The sequence below is a fragment of the Aliiglaciecola sp. NS0011-25 genome, assembly GCF_040370605.1.
Lineage (GTDB): Bacteria > Pseudomonadota > Gammaproteobacteria > Enterobacterales > Alteromonadaceae > Aliiglaciecola > Aliiglaciecola lipolytica_A.
The window spans coordinates 1-16,689 of record NZ_BAABWR010000013.1 but is presented as its reverse complement, the minus strand read 5'-3'; the positions used below and the strand labels follow the sequence as shown (position 1 = coordinate 16,689).

Below are 16,689 nucleotides of genomic sequence, written 5' to 3'. Positions count from 1 at the left end.
ATCAGGATATTTGAGATTACAAAAAGCAAACCGACAGAAGACTATTTAAAAGTTCTCAAATCTATTGCTTTTTGCGTACTTTAATAATTAGCTAATTAACGTGGGTGTCTTGATAATTTAATGAATAATTTCCTACCCAATAGGTCAAAACGATACATTCGGTGCTCTAAATTTCCCAATAAGGTAAACCTAGAATACAAAAAGTAATACCTATCTAGATTGATCGATTTAAGATGTTGAACCGTAGTAGTTTTGAAATTTAAGACCCTATTTACTCTTAATATGGAGATTTAAATGGATCGCTATATAGTTCGAAAGCCTTTCGGCGAATCGTTTACATATCAGTATCCCACAGGGAAAACGGTTAAAAATAAGGGAATTAAGCGTTGGGTGCGAAGCTTAGCAATACCACCAGCATGGCAAGAGGTGCAGATTGATCTTGATCGCAGTGCCAAAATATTAGCCTTTGGTCGAGATGCACAAAACCGCAAACAATACATTTATAACCCCAAGTGGACAGAGCAAGCTAGCGAACAAAAATTTGAACGAATTTTACGATTCGCCAAAGAATTATCTACGATGCGAAGAGTCACCGGACAACATATAACACGCCGTCCCATCGATGAAAACGCCGTTCTAGCTTGTATGACGCGTATGCTCGATGAAGCCTTTTTCAGGCCTGGCAACCCCACTTATACCCGTGACAACCAAACATACGGTTTAACCACCTTGCGAGTCAAACACATGAGTTTTGACGATGGTCAGGTTCAATTTGATTACATTGGCAAAAGTCAGCAACCTCAACACCGGGAAGTCGACGATAAACACGTAAGCAAGGTTTTAACCCATCTCGAAAAAATGGCTGGCTATGAGTTGTTTGACGTTACCTTGCCTGATGGCGAACGCAAAAAAATCAACGCGCAAGATTTAAATCAATATATTGCCGAAGTTATGGGTGAAGACTTCAGCGCAAAAGACTTTCGAACATGGGCCGGATCCGTACTTATGACAATCGCCCTTGAGGAACTTGGCCCGGCAAGTGACCAGAAACTAAATAAGAGTAATGTATTAACCGCTGTTAAAAAGGTCGCAAGCGAATTAGGTAACACACCCGCAGTATGCCGCTCAAATTACATTCATCCCAACGTCATATTACATTACGAAAGTGGACGGACTCTTGCTTATTTCCGCAAGCAACTTAAACGCTCGCGAGCCAAATATTTCAGTCCAGACGAAAAAGCAACGTTGAAACTACTCGAATATTTAGTCGCGACTTAATATTCAAACATATAAACTTTTTAGTACTATTTATTACTTTTAAAGTCACAATTACCGTCACTCACCTTTATCCAACAAAGCATTAAACGCCAATATTTATACGTCGCTTTTAACAAGACACCCATGATTATATTATTCTGAGCATTTAAATTACTTACTCGTTAACATGGGTGTCCTTATAATTCTTATAATTTTCTAATGTCCGTGGATTAATGAGCCAACTATTCGTCTAAATTGTCTTTCGTCGGAAGGTATTTATAACCACTTATCATTGAAGACACCAAAGCAGTTTTTTCTCTACGCTCACTAATAACAACGCCGATAATATGTAATGGAATTAAGCACAATAACGCATAAAAAGCGTAGACATGTGCAGTGATAAATGGCTTTCGAAGTTCGCGCATTTTTTGGTAATCTTGTTCATCAACATTTTCTTTAGAATAGGGTTTAATGCTATCAAGTTTACTGCTATCAACTGCAATACTTTTAGCAAAATATTGCCCCAATGGAGGATAATAAATATCAGTACCTGCGATAACTAAACCACTAATCATTTGAATACACATTGATAATAATAGCGCCCCTACCATAAGCTTCCCTAGCGGGTTGTGCCCTTTATATTTTTTATGGGGTTGTTGTTTGAAGTCGGCTAACTCTTTAGTAAATCCTTTAGCAAATGGGAGAGTCTTATGCCAGCGTTCATATCCTTTACCGAAAAACCCCATAAAAACTCTTATCAACAAGTTAGCTGCAAACACGTAACCAGTTAAGACATGAACGGTTTTAAGTAGAATTTTGCCATCAACGCTTACTCCTAAAGTTTTCGCATTAAAAATAATTAAGCCGAAACCCAGTAACATCGTGATTGTGAGAACATTTATCCAATGAAACAGTCGCAAATATTGACTCCAAACATAGACTTGTTGATATTGAGTATTCATATTCACCTCGATGTAGTCAGGAAATTTACTGTCTTTTCAGCATAAATGATTAAGATGTTCAATTCATTGATCTGGCGCATAACCTAAGCTTCTTACTTAACAAGACACCCATGATTATTTTATTCCGCATATTTAAATTACCTGCTCGTTAACATGGGTGTCCTGATAATTCGGATAATTCTCAAGATGTGTTTAAGCGGTTTAAGGCTGGCTTGAAGCTGCAGATAGATAATCGGGTAAACCAGTTCCCTGCTGATGAAGCCCTGTTATTCGGTCTCTAGGGTATTTCTTTGTTTATTACTGTGTTGGTAATTAAAACTGATCATCTCGAATAAAAGCAAAATGTGTCACCGTAATAAGTAGTTGAAAGTCATGCCAATGCGCAGCTAAATCTCGTAGTTACTAGTTTTAACTTTTATAAGGCGACATATCTAAACCACCATGATCACTAGAAATAACTCACTTTGTTGGTTAATCTGTGTATATGAATAAAAACCGATAAGTGTCATGGTACTAAATTTTTTTAGTCTTATTTGTCGTATCTCCGTGCTGATTTTATTTTTGGTAGGTTTTAACGGGGTTTATGCTGCCGACCAAGCAAATGTATCTTACCAGTTTTATTCGGTTGAGCAGCCAGTCGTTGCGCATCAGTCTTCTGTATACCATGTTGTATCAGATCAAGATGATTTAATCTGGCTGGCCACAGATACAGACGGTTTGGTCCGTTACGATGGTTATAGTTATCAAGCTTGGTCAAAAGTACTATTAAACGGACACGAAAATGCCAACATTTCCAAACTGTACCTTGACCAAGGAGTCATTTGGGCCGCAACTTGGGGAATGGGCATAGTAAGATGGGAATCTGCCAGTCAAACAAAAACGCATTATCGAGTTGAGACCGATAAACCATCGATCAGTAATGACCATGTACAAACCTTTTTCAAAGACAGTCTTAATAGGTTATGGATCGGCACCCTATCGGGACTCAATTTTATCAACCTTTCAAATCCTGATTTAGTGCACAGCTTGCCATCTGAAAACCCACTCAGTAATGTGAGGATATGGTGGATGCAAGAGTCAGATACTGCCCTTTGGGTGGCGACGTCAAATGGCTTATATAAGCTTTCAAAAGATCTCTCGAAGCGGCAAGGATATACACTCACTGGAGATATCCCTGAAAAAAGTCGTTCGAATGAAATTCGTACCCTACAGCTTGTTCAAGATGAACTTTGGCTAGCGACCAACGACGGGGTATACCGGCGTTATAATTCGTCACTTGAAAACGCGTGGCAATTTATACCTTTCCCAAATAACTATAAAACAGACGAAATTAGCGTCCTTTTTGTCGATAGCACAAACAATTTATGGGTCGGTGCTAACAATAAGGTGTTCCGAAGCAAAGTGTCTAAACCAATGGCGCTAGAAGAATATTTCGGTTTTGCTGACTTGGCCTTGAAAGACGTTCGATTGACGGCGATATACGAAGATAGTGATAATAAAATCTATTTTGGTATTTGGGGAGTAGGCATTGCTCAACTTTCTATTGAGGAAAATCGACTAACTTGGATTGACCAAAGCATCTCGAATATACGCAGTAATATGGCCTATTCCATATTTCAGTTAGCCAACGGTAACCTTTACGCTGCGACACGATTTTCAGGAATAATCCCGCTCGGTTCGAGTCCCAAATTAGCTACCGCTGTTTCCTCCTCGCAACTCTATTGCGCCCATGTTGATATGAACAATACGCTATGGCTTTGTTCTGACGAGGGCTTGTGGCGAGTCACCCCCGAAACAGGCGCTACTGTACAATATAGCCTTCAAGATGGTTTGCCATCAAAACGCATTTTAGGTATCACCCACGACAACAACGGAATGATATGGGTCGCTACAAATCAAAGTTTAATATCTATTAATCCTAACAATGAGCATATTCAGCGAGTGGGTATTGCTCATGGTTTGCCTATCGAGACCTTTACAGAACACGGAATCAAGCGTTCAGAAACAGGTATAATTACGCTGGCTAGTTCACAGGGCGCTTTTGAATTTAACCCAAGTAACATGTTTACAGACATATCGCCTTCTCATGTGCGATTAACCCAAATATCTATTGGTTACGAAAAAGAAAAACACGACGCGATTTATTCACAGTCTAGCTTTGAGTTAACCCATGATCATGGTCCGGTTCGTTTACAATTTAGTGTGACAGACTTTAGAGAGTCGAGCAAAAACATGTTCCGCTATCGTTTAACTGGTCGAGACCCAGATTGGACCGATTGGAGTTTAGATAATCATTTGGTGCTGAGAAACCTGCCAATTGGTGACAACATATTGGAAATCGAAGGTAAAAATAGTCAAGGGACAATTACCGCAGAGCCGCTAGAACTTCACTTTAAGGTCACCGCACCATGGTGGATGAACAAGGCTTTGATATTTTTAATTTTCATCATCTTTGTTTTTCTTATTTGGACCATCATCAAATGGAGAACCCAGCATTTGGCAAAAGTTGCCGCAAAACTTGAGCGCGATGTGCAAGAAAGAACCCAACAACTAGAAGAAGCTAATCTGACTTTGAGTCGATTAGCTGAAACGGATCATTTAACTGGGTTAACGAATCGACGAGGCTTTTTGAGAGCCTTTACGTTTGCACAAGAACTTAGAAAAAGGTCAGCTAATCCATTGGCGATTTTATTACTGGATGTCGATTATTTTAAGAAGTTTAATGATACTTATGGTCACCAAGCTGGAGATGACTGTTTAAAACTGATCGCTGATACTTTATCTGAAATACTACGTTCTCAAGATGTACTGGCTAGATGGGGAGGCGAGGAATTTGCGCTATTGTTGCCAAACACAGAACAAGCTGGAGCCGTGACTTTAGCTGAGAAGCTAAGGTTGGCCGCGCAGCAAGCTATCCATAAGAAATTTAACGTACAGACTTGCGCCACTTTAACTATAGGCGTGGTTGCTAACCTTGAACCAAATATCTCATTAGAAAAGTGGTTGCAGCGAGCAGATAGTGCCTTATACAAAGGAAAAGAATCCGGACGAAACCAGGTAGTTGTTTACTAGAATGAATAACGAGTAGCGTCATAATTTACTCAATCGGTTAATCCCCTAAAAAGGTCAAAAATACCAAATCGACCATGACTTACCGTTAATTTTGCTTAACCTAGTGCTATGTATTGAAAAACAGCCCCCCTTGTAAGCAACCGTGAGGGGGCAAAGACTGAAACGGTTAAACAAGAAAACGCTTTAACAAGACACCCATGATTAAATTTTATAGCATTACGAGGTTATCGGTCCTAACTAAGGTGGGTGTCCTGATTATACGCTTGCTTATTAAGGTGGGTGTCCTGATTATTTTTGATTGCCGAGAACTTAAAATAAATACTCGTTAACATGGGTGTCTTAATAATTTTATAATTTTTTTAATAATTTTGATAATCCCTTCTCAAAACAAAGGTCGCCAATCCAAGAGCATGATTGCCACTTTTTAGTGCAGACTTTTTTAAATTTTCATGTCGGTGCGAATAGATATGTAGTCCCTAGCACCAAAACTCGATTAAACACTGCTTTTAGGCTGACAAAAGTTTAGATGTGAAAAAGGAATAAAACTTGCTCATATTGCTCGAAATTGAATTACTGAGAGCAAAATTATGCAAGCATTTATCGATAACATCCCAAAAGCCGAGCTACATGTTCATTTGGAAGGCACTTTAGAGCCAGAGCTTAGTTTCGCATTGGCGAAGAAAAACGGTATTCCACTACCCTATAAAACCCCCGAAGCATTGGTTGAAGCATATGACTTCACCGATCTCCCATCGTTTCTAGAAATATACTATGCGGGTATGAATGTGCTTGTGGCAGAGTCCGATTTTTACGATTTAACCATGGCATATTTAACTAAGGCAAGTAATCAGAATATTGTATACGCCGAATTATTTTTTGACCCGCAGGCGCATACATCCCGTGGCATCGACTTTTCAATTGTGATCAACGGCATACATAAAGCGCAAGTTGACGCTGAACAAAAACTCGGTATAAAAAGTCAGTTAATCATGTGTTTTTTGCGTGAATTGTCTGCCGAGTCTGCCATGGAGCATCTGTCAATGGCAGAGCCTTATTTATCCTATTTAGTGGGCGTGGGACTTGATTCGAATGAACGCGACAATCCCCCCATAAAATTCAAACAAGTATTTAAAAAAGCAAGAGAGCTAGGACTTAAGCTAACCATGCATTGTGATGTGAATCAAAAAAACACGCTCACGCATATTGGACAATGTTTAGATGATATCAAGGTTGACCGCATTGACCATGGTGTTAACTCTCTAGAAGACGCTTCACTGGTTGCTAAATTGCGCGATAGCAAAATTGGATTAACGGTTTGTCCTGTGTCTAATAGGTTTGTGGTGCAATCACTTACCGCAAAAGAAATTAGAACCATGTTAGACGAGCAAATAATGGTAACGATAAATTCTGACGACCCCGCTTACTTCCGAGCTTACTTAAATGAAAATTTTATCGAACTACAAAAAGAGGGAGATTTTGATAAGCAGGACCTACAAACCCTTGTGGAAAATTCATTTCGCATTGCTTGGTTGCCAGAAACCGAGAAACAACAGTATCTATCGAGCATAAGAGATTATGTGGTAACTAGCTCTTAAGTCTTCGTAAAGAAAACAGGCTATCTATATTTCAATTAGATTGCGCTGCTTTAGATTTTAACAAGACACCCATGAATACGTGGTTATAGGTGTTTTAATTTCCTATGATTTAACGTGGGTGTCCTGATTATTTTGTGCTGCTTTAGATTTTAACAAGACTCCCATGAATACGTGGTTATAGGTGTTTTAATTTCCTATGATTTAACGTGGGTGTCCTGATTATTCCTTCCTGATTATTCCTTTGATAGTTCCTATCCAAAAACATGATTCTTGGACGTTTCGTCTAACCCCATCTACGTTTTGCTTTACGAACTCAGTAAAAACCTCAGAACAATAATTCTTGTAGATATTGATCCCCCATGGATTCACTTTTGATTGTGGTCTGCCATTGGCTGGAGCCATACCTTCTGGCGCTCTGGTTATCTGGTCAACTTAAGGGATATTGCACTTTTTGGAAACGGCTGAAAAATTTGCCGGAGTATAAACCTCACCAAAACTGTACAAAAAATGAGCTATTTGGACGATATGAACTACACTATTCCAAATAAGGAGATGATTTTTATCTACTTATATTACGGTTGAAGTCTATCCGTATCCAATAGTTAAGAAATATAACAGGGAGAAGTTATGAAATTTATTCAATATATACAGTTATTTCCATACGCGCTGCTATTACTTGGGCTGTCAGCGTGCACTCTAAACGTCGACGTATCAGAAGATGACGATCCAATTTCGGGTTCTAGTATTTATGAATTATTTGTCATTCAACCAGATATGGATGACGCGTTCAATATACTATTTGTTCCCGATGCATCCTATGGTGATCTAGCTGAATTGGCCAATCGTCAAGCCTTTGTAGATGACCTAACCAATGCGATTGAAAATAGCTACTGGCAAAACCAAGCGTATTATTTCAATCTAGGGCGCTTCAATTATTATTACACTCTCGAATCTGGAAGTGTCGTAGAAAACGAGCCCGATGAAGAAGGGAATTTTCGTTGTCCTTCAGTGACATGGCCTAGCTCTATTAGTTCAGACGGCGCTTTTGCCGATGCGACTATATTGATACACAGCAATAACTTACGCGATTGTGCTAACCCAGAATCCGGCCTCGCTACTGCAGAGCCGACAAGCTATGGAACTATTGTTCATGAAACTTCACACGCAGTGTTTGCCCTGCCCGACGAATATTGCTGTGATTCAAATTACAGTACTAACGTACCTATTCTGTATGCAACTGAGACTGCATGTGAAAATGATCCAATCAACGCGGCTTGGAGAAACTGTACAAGTTTCGTTTCAGATAGAGATGGAAACGACTGGTGGCGTTCAGAAGGCAATATCACGACCAATGCAATTATGTTATCAGGGGGAAATACAGTTTGGGAATTTGGTCCAGCTGACTGGGTGATCATGGAAGCGGCTTATCTTTCGTTTCCACATGCTAGCTCAAGTTCAACAGGAACCCCCGCAATCTTTGCACCAAATAATTGGAATCGTCCCTAATAAAGGAATATAACATGAGATATCTATTACTGATTTTAACGGCTTTATTGAGTACCTCGCCATTAGCGCAAACGATTAGCCAGATGCCAATCGAAACACCTAAATTTGAACCCGCAAAACAGCATAAACCGATGGCAAAGCCTGCAAATTACCAACGCATAGCGATTTTAAATATCAACTTAAAATATGACAAAGGTGAAGCGGTCAATGCAGAACTAGTGCGTTCACGAATTATCAAATCCGTTGCTCCCAAAGTCTTTACGCGACAGATGGGAGACTGGCAGGTGATCATTGACAACAACCCGAAAAATACATTTTTTGTTAATGACCCAGGTTATTTAGAAGTAGAAAACGATGATCAAAGCGAAGCTCCTTATCATTATGTCTCTCTGGGCGTTGATGTGGCTTGGGATCTAGTAATCCCCCTTTATAAAGATGGCCAAACAATCGATGCTTCGACGATTACCATAAAACGGGTGAAAGACGGAAAACAAATTTTCGAAACGAAAATTTAGCCTCACCATATAGGCCAGACTGCGCTGGCCTATTTTCAAATAGTTGGAAAGTGAAAATCCGCTGCTAGAAGTGACCTTTCCAAGCATTTTTATAATCACCAAACTGTAGAGTTAAACCTGCCCCGCCGTTAACTTATATGCCTTGTAAAATCCAAGATTTGTGCAATTAACATTCATAGATGATGGTATCGAGTGAGGGAATTACTGTGAGACGCGGACCACCAAAACCATAGGCAGAAAAAGCAAAAGGGTACAGCCTTTACATTTCCAGGTGTCCACCGATATCCATACCCCCTATTACTTTCACCGTTATCTGGTGAAGTATCAACCACATGTCTCGTTGTTGTTTGGCGAACACAATTCTCACTTACAATACTTTTCCACTTGCTATTGCGCAACATCATAAGTCCAACCCGCGCTAGATCATGAGCTGAGAGATAAAGCCATCCCAAACGGTCGACTTCTTTATCTGGCATAATATTCCAATGATAAGACGCGATACCAATAGGTCCGAATAGCTTTTCCGCGGCCCATTTACACAATCTTTTTCCCGTTGCTACGCCAAAGATTTTACCTAGAAGAGCGCTTGCCCCATTGTTATACTCAAACAACTTTCCAGGTTCCATTTCCATTTCCATTGGCTAGCTGAGCACAAATTGGCTCCAGATATCGGCATTTTCAAAGTCATACGCGGAACTTCCACTGTAGTTATTTAATGAGTCTGTCCACTAAGTTAGCACGGCAAAACACCATAGAAGAAACCAATTTTTTGATATTAGTGCTTACGCGAGAACGAGGCTTTAGCCTCAAATTAATATGACTGTCCATAACAAGTTTTTTTCAACGAACCTGACTCCGCGGCTCTTCATAGTCTCGTTTGTGACGGTCCATGTAATTCTGTGTAATTCGTTGCAAGCTACTTGCAATCTTTATTGTTGTATCAGGAGACACGCCGATCGTAACCGTGTAGAAAATCAGCTTTATCCCCCCTTTGTAGTCTTTCAATCTATTCGTTTTTTTTGAGAGACGCTGGCAATACAATCGTTTGGAAGGCGTAACTGGCTTTCCAATACTCGGCGACAGGGTCCCACCCCTGAAACACAGCAACGATGTCGTATTCAGGGAATACCATGATCCGCTGTCCCCCAAGTCCATACCCTCCGAAAACCGTTGTGCTTCCGTTTGTTTGATTGGGTATCCACCATTGATAGCCGTATTCAGTGGAATTATCGCTCGCCTTGCTCGAGGCATCCGCATTATAAGGTGTTACAGAACTGCGAACCCATTCTTCAGATATGACTCTCTCGCCGTCCCATAACCCATTTCGCAAGTAGAGATAGCCAATCCGCGCCATGTCATGTGCTGTCAGGTAAAGTCCACCTTCAGTATCGGCCTCGTTATCGGGCGTGATTTTCCAATGAAAATTATCGATACCAATTGGGCTGAAGAGTTTTTCCTTCGCCCAAGCATCGACGCGTTGACCAGTCGCTTCGTGCAGGATTTTTCCGAGAAGAACGCTCACGCCGTCATTATATTGGAAGACTGTGCCGGGCTCTGCATACATAGGTTGGTCAAGGATGAACTGAATCCAATTCTCGGAGTTTTCAAGGGCGTAAGTACTGTCGGTTTCAGAGCCGAAACCATTCTCATCATCCCACGCGATACCGCTACGCATGGTCAGGAGATCACCAATCGTAATTCGCGCTTTGCGCGGGTCAGACTTGTCGAATACATAGTCATTTAAAAAGGACAAAGCCAGTGTATCGGTTCCTTCGATAAATCCTTCGTCGACAGCGATACCAAATGCAGCGGAATTAATGCTTTTCGTGACTGACTGGACAGTATGCAGATCGGTTCCCTGATAATAAGGATGCAGTTCAGGATTATCGTAATTATAGATTGGATTGCTAAAGTTTGGCGTTAATCGCTCATCTGGATCAAGGCTAGACGCCAACGCGGCATAGTCCCGCTCGATCTTTTTTTCGGCGACGATACGGCCGTGTCGTATGAGTAGAAAATGATCAACCCGGCCGTATTCTCCGGCTACCAGATCTTCGATGAACTGATTAACGGGCTCGGGATTGAAACCTTCCGCTGCGAGGGAAGAGTATTCCCATTCTTCCTGCGGCCATGAAATATCTGGAACGTTTTCGGAAGTGCTAACTGGGGAGACGTCTTCGTTTTTAGAAGCAACGCAAGCCACCGTCAAAAACGCCAAGCCACCAATGGTCAACAAACGTATTCTTTTAAAGGCATTTTTCGAAAAGTGTGTCTTCACGGTGTATCCCCTTTTTTAAGATTAAGAGTAGTTGACAACACTATTCTATGCAACAGGTGCTACTTTTTGACCTTTGTGCATGCTGGCTTGTTTGCTGTGCAGGTTTAAATTGAGTGAAATATTGTTTCGTGACTAAAAATTTGCGCGACCAGAGCAGATAAAAAGCATTTAATTGGACAGCCATGTTAATACCGCAAAAGCCATCATGATTACCCTCCCTCACAGCTAAGCAATCTTCTCAACATAGTTGACTTATTAAGTGTCTGAAAAAGACGTGCAGGCAAGGCAACCTTTTAACGTAGAGTTACAATGTTCGCACTAATGAAATTGGCATTAGAATCGAATAAACACAGCCCACAAGAACGAAACTTTGGACTCAAATTAAGATGACTGTCCATATAAGTTGTGTTCAACGGATCTGACCTCGCAGACCACAAAAAGCCCATCGAACACAGCGGGATACGCAATGATAATATGGGGTATCGGATAGGTTAATTTGTCGCTTCCTTGCCAGAGGCATCATTCACGCCTTGAATTACGCAGACTAAAGCATAGGTGATTCTATTTTCCTAAGAGTTTAGTTTGTGGCTGTCCATGTTAATTCGGTTCATGTTAATTACGGCGCTTAATATCCTCTAGTTACTGTCTAAGGTTTTATAGTTCGCTGCCTAGTTGATATTTATAACTCAGTCTTTTCTCGCCGCTTACGATTGATAGACTCTTTCTATTTAATTATTTTAAATCCCACGCTTTACGAAATTGAATTAATAATTACGTTGTTTAGGCCCAAAATTTATACTAACCTTAGTGTTCATTTTTTGTTCAACAAGGAAGTGTAATGAGCCTCCCTTCTAATGATGCGTCCTATTATAGTTATAAGTGGGTCGGTGCAATGCCAACAGATCCCATTGAAAGTCACGTATATAATAAAGAACTTACAGTAGTTTCCGACGATCAATTAACTCGTAAACATATTGCCAACTTCAAACTCACACCAATAGTATTGTTTGATCTGAAATGCCAGCTTTGGCGCTTTACTCCTTTAATCGCTCCAGGACAATTAGGGTCACCTATAAAAGTATTTACCTGTGAAACCGACGGCACAAGAGTAGTTCCTGGCCAACCTTCAGCAACCGGAGAGGCTATGAATAATGGCAATCCAACTGCCGGTGACCAAATAGAAATTCTGTGGGGAGTTCAGGAGAAAACTGGAAGACGCGGCGAAGATCTTCCGAATTGGTTTCATTTAACTAGGCCTTTTATCGAAAAAATTGACGTCTCAATGCAGTTCAAGGACAGTGATAAAGCTAGACTAGTAACTCACGCCCCATTGACCGATACTCAAAGAGGAAGTACGTCAACATCTAGCTCTGTTAGCTATTCGTTTAATCTAGGAATGTTTGGAACAGATGCTACCGCCGGTGGTGCAATATCCGCAGATTATTCGCATAGTAACTCCATGGAATTAACCGACTACATGGTGCGCTCAGATTCAAATGAATTTGCCACTAAACACAGTATTCGAATGTCTATGTTAAGTGGGGGAATAGAGTACGACGATTATACTAGTGCTCCGGTAAATGCAAAACTACCTCAGCGCGCAACCTCCGATATGCCACTAGCATGTCAAGGGATTTGGGAGTTACCAGATATTTCAGATGAACTTGAATTTGTAGTAACCATTGAAGTCACTATTGCCACTTTATTCAGTCGCGATCTGACTCCGATGATGAACCAACAATTCTATATTACCGACCCCGGTACGCCAGTGTTTTTGCCCGCAGATATATTTGGACCAAACACTCCGGCTCGTGATCTTAATGGAAAACAAAAAATTAAATATCCTCCGTTGCGTGAAGCTGACAAACACTATACTCAATCAACATTTAAATGGGAGCGAACAATAAAAGTCCCCTTAGCCAAAGCAGATACAAAAATTCCAACTAGGGAGCGATAGATATGGCAATACCATTTGAAGAAGCGGAACAAATGTTAATTCAAGCAGGATTTAAATTTATGTATGAAGACCCTGCAACTCCCGCTATCGGAACAATTCGCACTGAGCGATCTGGCTCTTACCGTTACGTGATCTATATTGAATATAATGATGGTACGTATAGCCCCCCATTAGAAACAGAAGCTGGCAGGTATAATGGTCCGCTTGCAGACGAACCTATCGCTAACTATGTTTTTTCGAATGAGAACTTATATCGTTGGGTTGAAGAAAATAAAATTCGTGTTGATTCGGAATTTGAAAAAGAACATAAACGTCCTTGGCTTCGTGGTGAACGAAAAACTGACGCCGAATTGGCCGCAGAACGGGAGCGGGCGCGTGAGAGACAACGTGAAACCGAACGCCAGTTGGAAAGGGAACGTGAGCGACAAAGGCAGCAAGAGCGAGACCGTGAAAGAGAAAGACGAGAGCACGGCAAAAAATAGTACAATTTTAATATAATTATTTTTTACTTGGATTTATGAAAGATGAAATCAATTTACTCAAGAAGCATGGGGCATGGATACCCTTTACCAGTGATTAACTCAACACATTATAGTTTATATTCGGCTGAGTACTTCTTGATTTTTGCATAGTTGGTTTTAGGTATCATGCCTCCAACAAAGTGCTTTGAATAATTAGACCTTTACAATGTATCTGCGCCCCCTCGTGGCTGATCCGGTTAAGCTCTCGCATTAGGCGTAGAAACAAAAATTGGTAGCGCTCACAGATTTCTGCGTAACAGGAGAGGGTCAGATTGTCGTGTTCACCGATGAAGTCAGTCAGTGTGTGGTTGTCGATATACATTTGGGCTTCCATGCAGAGTATGATTTCTACCCCAGTATACGCATTTATGAAAATGGATCCCCCCTCAAAAAAATGGGTTTCAGTGCGGTTTATTGAAATCAAAAAATTTTATTTTCGCCAAGCTTCGCTTGCAGGATCCAGTTGGTTCCTTTGCCATCCCTATTAAGAGTCAATTTTAATCAATAAATCCTTAAATTCGGTGTTTGGGTTTAGCCGATTTCTTTACTGAAACGTCCCCGATAATTTTATAACGTCATTTCTTATTTATATATGTAGGACCGTTTTTTTCGTTTTTACAGTAACGCATGAAAAAAAATTTCTAAGTCTTTGATTCGGGCACCACTTTTTTTATTTGTTGACTTTGAGATTGGATTTTGATTTATCAACGACATGAAACTACATTCATATTCAATAAGTTACATAAAATCGATATTATGTTACACACACAACAGAGGAAAAATTCAAGAAGCTATACTGTTATGCACATATAGTGCCTAATAGAGCACACACTGATTTTCAACGGCGACAGAAAGAACCATAAGAACTACTTCAAATAAAGGCTTTGCGAGGAATTAAGTCATTCTATCTAGGAGAGAAGTTGAAGTGGACTCAGACGACAGATGTGTGAGGAAACCTCCCCATTCACTCTATAAAAGCAAAATTAGTTGCAAGTAGCTCTCTTTTAAAGAACTTACCTGAGACGGCAACTATCATTTGACCGACTAATCGCGACTAGTGCATTAGTCGATGAAAGCAGCCCAACCAGAAAACCGTTAGGTTAAAGTCATTTTGTCCACATAAATAGCTTACCAATTAATATCCCCGAATCAACTCTTTATTCATTATAATTTCACCAAGATCAAAATTCGACCAATCCACAAACCAAGTCACGGACGCGAACTCAGCTACAGCTTGTTCTCGCCTAACAGGATCATCTGATATTCTGTTATAAAACGGAAAATTTCTGAAAAGCTTTAACTTAGTACTTTTACTAACAAATGGACAGGACAGGAGATCAAGCACCAGATGGCATTTTTCGGAGCATTTTTTGATATCGATAGTCCGCTTAGATATCTTCAATGCTTCTACCTCAAGGAATTTTATAAGTAGTGAATACTCGGACTTACCTTTCGTATAAAAGAGTAAGGATATTAAGTCGAAGTAGTTGAGATGCTTACCGTCGATGAGTCTAAATATTTGCTCTTCAGTAAATTTTTCACCAAATTTAAAATCATGTGTTGAAAGTAAGATATTGAGCTTTTCAAAAGGGAGAAAGTCTTGATTGTTACTTTCAATCTCTGCACTAGTAATACCGCCAAAAATCAAATTTATTTTTTCAATAACAACACTTCTATAAAAAGAAAGGTCTTCTGGCGCATACTTTTCAACAACCTCATTACATTTTAGAATAATTCCACAAAGTGTCCGGCTAGTTGAACTTTGTGGATTGGCGTTATAAAAGAAAAATGCAATCTCTATCAACACTATTAGATTATTTATTGGGTTAGGTTTTTCTTCCGACATATCAAGTCCACGTTCTAATAGAGCCACTTTCCTTTTTATTGAACCAATAATTAAGCTTGAGATGTTTTTATAGCTACCTTCATTGGACAAGCAAATAGATCTAACTTTTGAAATAAACCTATTTACCATGCCTAAAGGCTTAAATACTTTTCTAATCAATAAGTATGAATCCCCTTCACTATTTTTAACTAAGTCAAACATAGATTTATCAAAATCTCCTAAGAGTTCCTTCGTCTCAACAGCCGTACATGCAATTTTTGATGAGAAAGGTCTCTCTAATGTCTGTGTTTTAGATTGATTTAGAGCAAAATTAAATTCATGTAAACACTGAGTCAGCGCACCCAGACATCTAGTCATTATGTCCCTATTAACACTAAATATAAAATAATCATCTACATATCGATATATTTGATAGTGTTTTCCCCATACTAGTTCATATTCAAGCAATATTTCTTCTATATTCAAATCTATCTTCTGAAATAATATTTCGGAGAAAATCCTACTAATTTCATTCCCAATAGGAACGCCATTTGTCTCATTATTATTGCTCCTCTGCATCCTTTGATCGAATGAATTAGCAAACAAACTTTTATGATTAATATATTTTTTGTTATATTCTTTCCCATGTGTAGCCCAAGGAATAGTGTGGGTATAAATTGAATTAAAGCAATTCGCAACATCGGCAGTAGTGAAAACACTGAATTTTGATTCAAGAATAGCAAAATCTTTTGATTCATAAAATTTGTGAACTCTATCAATGCCCTCAATTGAAAAAAAGCTAGATACACCAAGAGAGTTACTGTTATCATCTATTTTAGGTTTGTAATATGAAGCTACTCTAGAGGGTTTTCGTAGTGAAAAATTACTTCTAGAACAATAATAAAGAACTGACGCTGTATGCTTCTCAAAAAAGTCACAATACAATATCTGAGACCTAGGATGGAGTAGTGAAAGGCCTCTTATTTTAGTTTCGTCTTTTAAGATTAAATATTTAAATGGAGTAGCAGAAGAATATAATTCACTATCGTTAGTTGGTTTAATAGCATACTCAAATGCTTCTTTAACATATGGATAATTCAAGCAACCTTTAAAATAATCTTGAGAAATGGCATAAAAACCACCATTGGAGAATATTACAGGAGAATCAGAAGGAATCGTTTCTGATTTTAGAATTCTTAGA

General features: G+C 39.5%; 12 protein-coding genes. 7 read left to right on the top strand and 5 right to left on the bottom strand.

What is annotated here, in order from left to right; genetic code table 11:
• Positions 1 to 294 precede the first annotated feature (294 nt).
• On the top strand, positions 295 to 1,278 hold the full coding sequence (locus tag ABWV72_RS12490) for a DNA topoisomerase IB (protein ID WP_353370862.1): 984 nt from the start codon (positions 295 to 297) through the stop codon (positions 1,276 to 1,278).
• A gap of 221 nt (positions 1,279 to 1,499) precedes the next feature.
• Here the strand turns inward: ABWV72_RS12490 and ABWV72_RS12485 are convergent, their stop codons facing one another.
• Complete coding sequence (locus tag ABWV72_RS12485; RefSeq protein ID WP_353370860.1) at positions 1,500 to 2,219, bottom strand: cytochrome b/b6 domain-containing protein; 720 nt, start codon at positions 2,217 to 2,219, stop codon at positions 1,500 to 1,502.
• 507 nt (positions 2,220 to 2,726) lie between these two features.
• Here ABWV72_RS12485 and ABWV72_RS12480 point away from each other — a divergent pair.
• The 4 genes from ABWV72_RS12480 to ABWV72_RS12465 all read left to right on the top strand — a co-directional run bounded on the left by ABWV72_RS12480 (position 2,727) and on the right by ABWV72_RS12465 (position 8,907).
• Positions 2,727 to 5,291: a ligand-binding sensor domain-containing diguanylate cyclase gene (locus ABWV72_RS12480; RefSeq protein WP_353370858.1), complete on the top strand. Its 2,565-nt coding sequence runs from the start codon at positions 2,727 to 2,729 to the stop codon at positions 5,289 to 5,291.
• A gap of 587 nt (positions 5,292 to 5,878) precedes the next feature.
• Positions 5,879 to 6,886, top strand: coding sequence for an adenosine deaminase (locus ABWV72_RS12475; protein WP_353370856.1), 1,008 nt, complete (start codon positions 5,879 to 5,881; stop codon positions 6,884 to 6,886).
• 627 nt (positions 6,887 to 7,513) lie between these two features.
• On the top strand, positions 7,514 to 8,392 hold the full coding sequence (locus ABWV72_RS12470) for a hypothetical protein (protein WP_353370854.1): 879 nt from the start codon (positions 7,514 to 7,516) through the stop codon (positions 8,390 to 8,392).
• Positions 8,393 to 8,406: 14 nt separating this feature from the next.
• Positions 8,407 to 8,907: a hypothetical protein gene (locus ABWV72_RS12465; RefSeq protein ID WP_342804965.1), complete on the top strand. Its 501-nt coding sequence runs from the start codon at positions 8,407 to 8,409 to the stop codon at positions 8,905 to 8,907.
• 173 nt (positions 8,908 to 9,080) lie between these two features.
• Here the strand turns inward: ABWV72_RS12465 and ABWV72_RS12460 are convergent, their stop codons facing one another.
• Positions 9,081 to 9,533, bottom strand: a complete 453-nt coding sequence (locus ABWV72_RS12460; protein ID WP_216047173.1) for a serine hydrolase — start codon at positions 9,531 to 9,533, stop codon at positions 9,081 to 9,083.
• A 380-nt stretch (positions 9,534 to 9,913) separates the two neighbouring features.
• The gene (locus ABWV72_RS12455; RefSeq protein WP_353370851.1) at positions 9,914 to 11,185 is read right to left on the bottom strand and encodes a serine hydrolase domain-containing protein; all 1,272 of its coding nucleotides are present in this window, start codon (positions 11,183 to 11,185) and stop codon (positions 9,914 to 9,916) included.
• A gap of 838 nt (positions 11,186 to 12,023) precedes the next feature.
• Here ABWV72_RS12455 and ABWV72_RS12450 point away from each other — a divergent pair.
• Positions 12,024 to 13,142, top strand: coding sequence for a hypothetical protein (locus ABWV72_RS12450; protein WP_353370849.1), 1,119 nt, complete (start codon positions 12,024 to 12,026; stop codon positions 13,140 to 13,142).
• 2 nt (positions 13,143 to 13,144) lie between these two features.
• Positions 13,145 to 13,624 carry a hypothetical protein gene (locus tag ABWV72_RS12445; RefSeq protein ID WP_353370847.1) on the top strand — a complete coding sequence of 160 codons (480 nt, stop codon included), beginning with the start codon at positions 13,145 to 13,147 and terminating at the stop codon, positions 13,622 to 13,624.
• A gap of 163 nt (positions 13,625 to 13,787) precedes the next feature.
• On the opposite strand, the gene ABWV72_RS12440 is transcribed toward ABWV72_RS12445, so the two are convergent.
• Entirely contained in the window at positions 13,788 to 13,985 is a 198-nt protein-coding gene (locus ABWV72_RS12440) for a hypothetical protein (RefSeq protein WP_353370845.1), read from the bottom strand.
• An 813-nt stretch (positions 13,986 to 14,798) separates the two neighbouring features.
• On the bottom strand, positions 14,799 to 16,689 hold a 1,891-nt coding region (drt3b, locus tag ABWV72_RS12435; RefSeq protein ID WP_353370843.1), incomplete at its 5' end, for an antiviral reverse transcriptase Drt3b.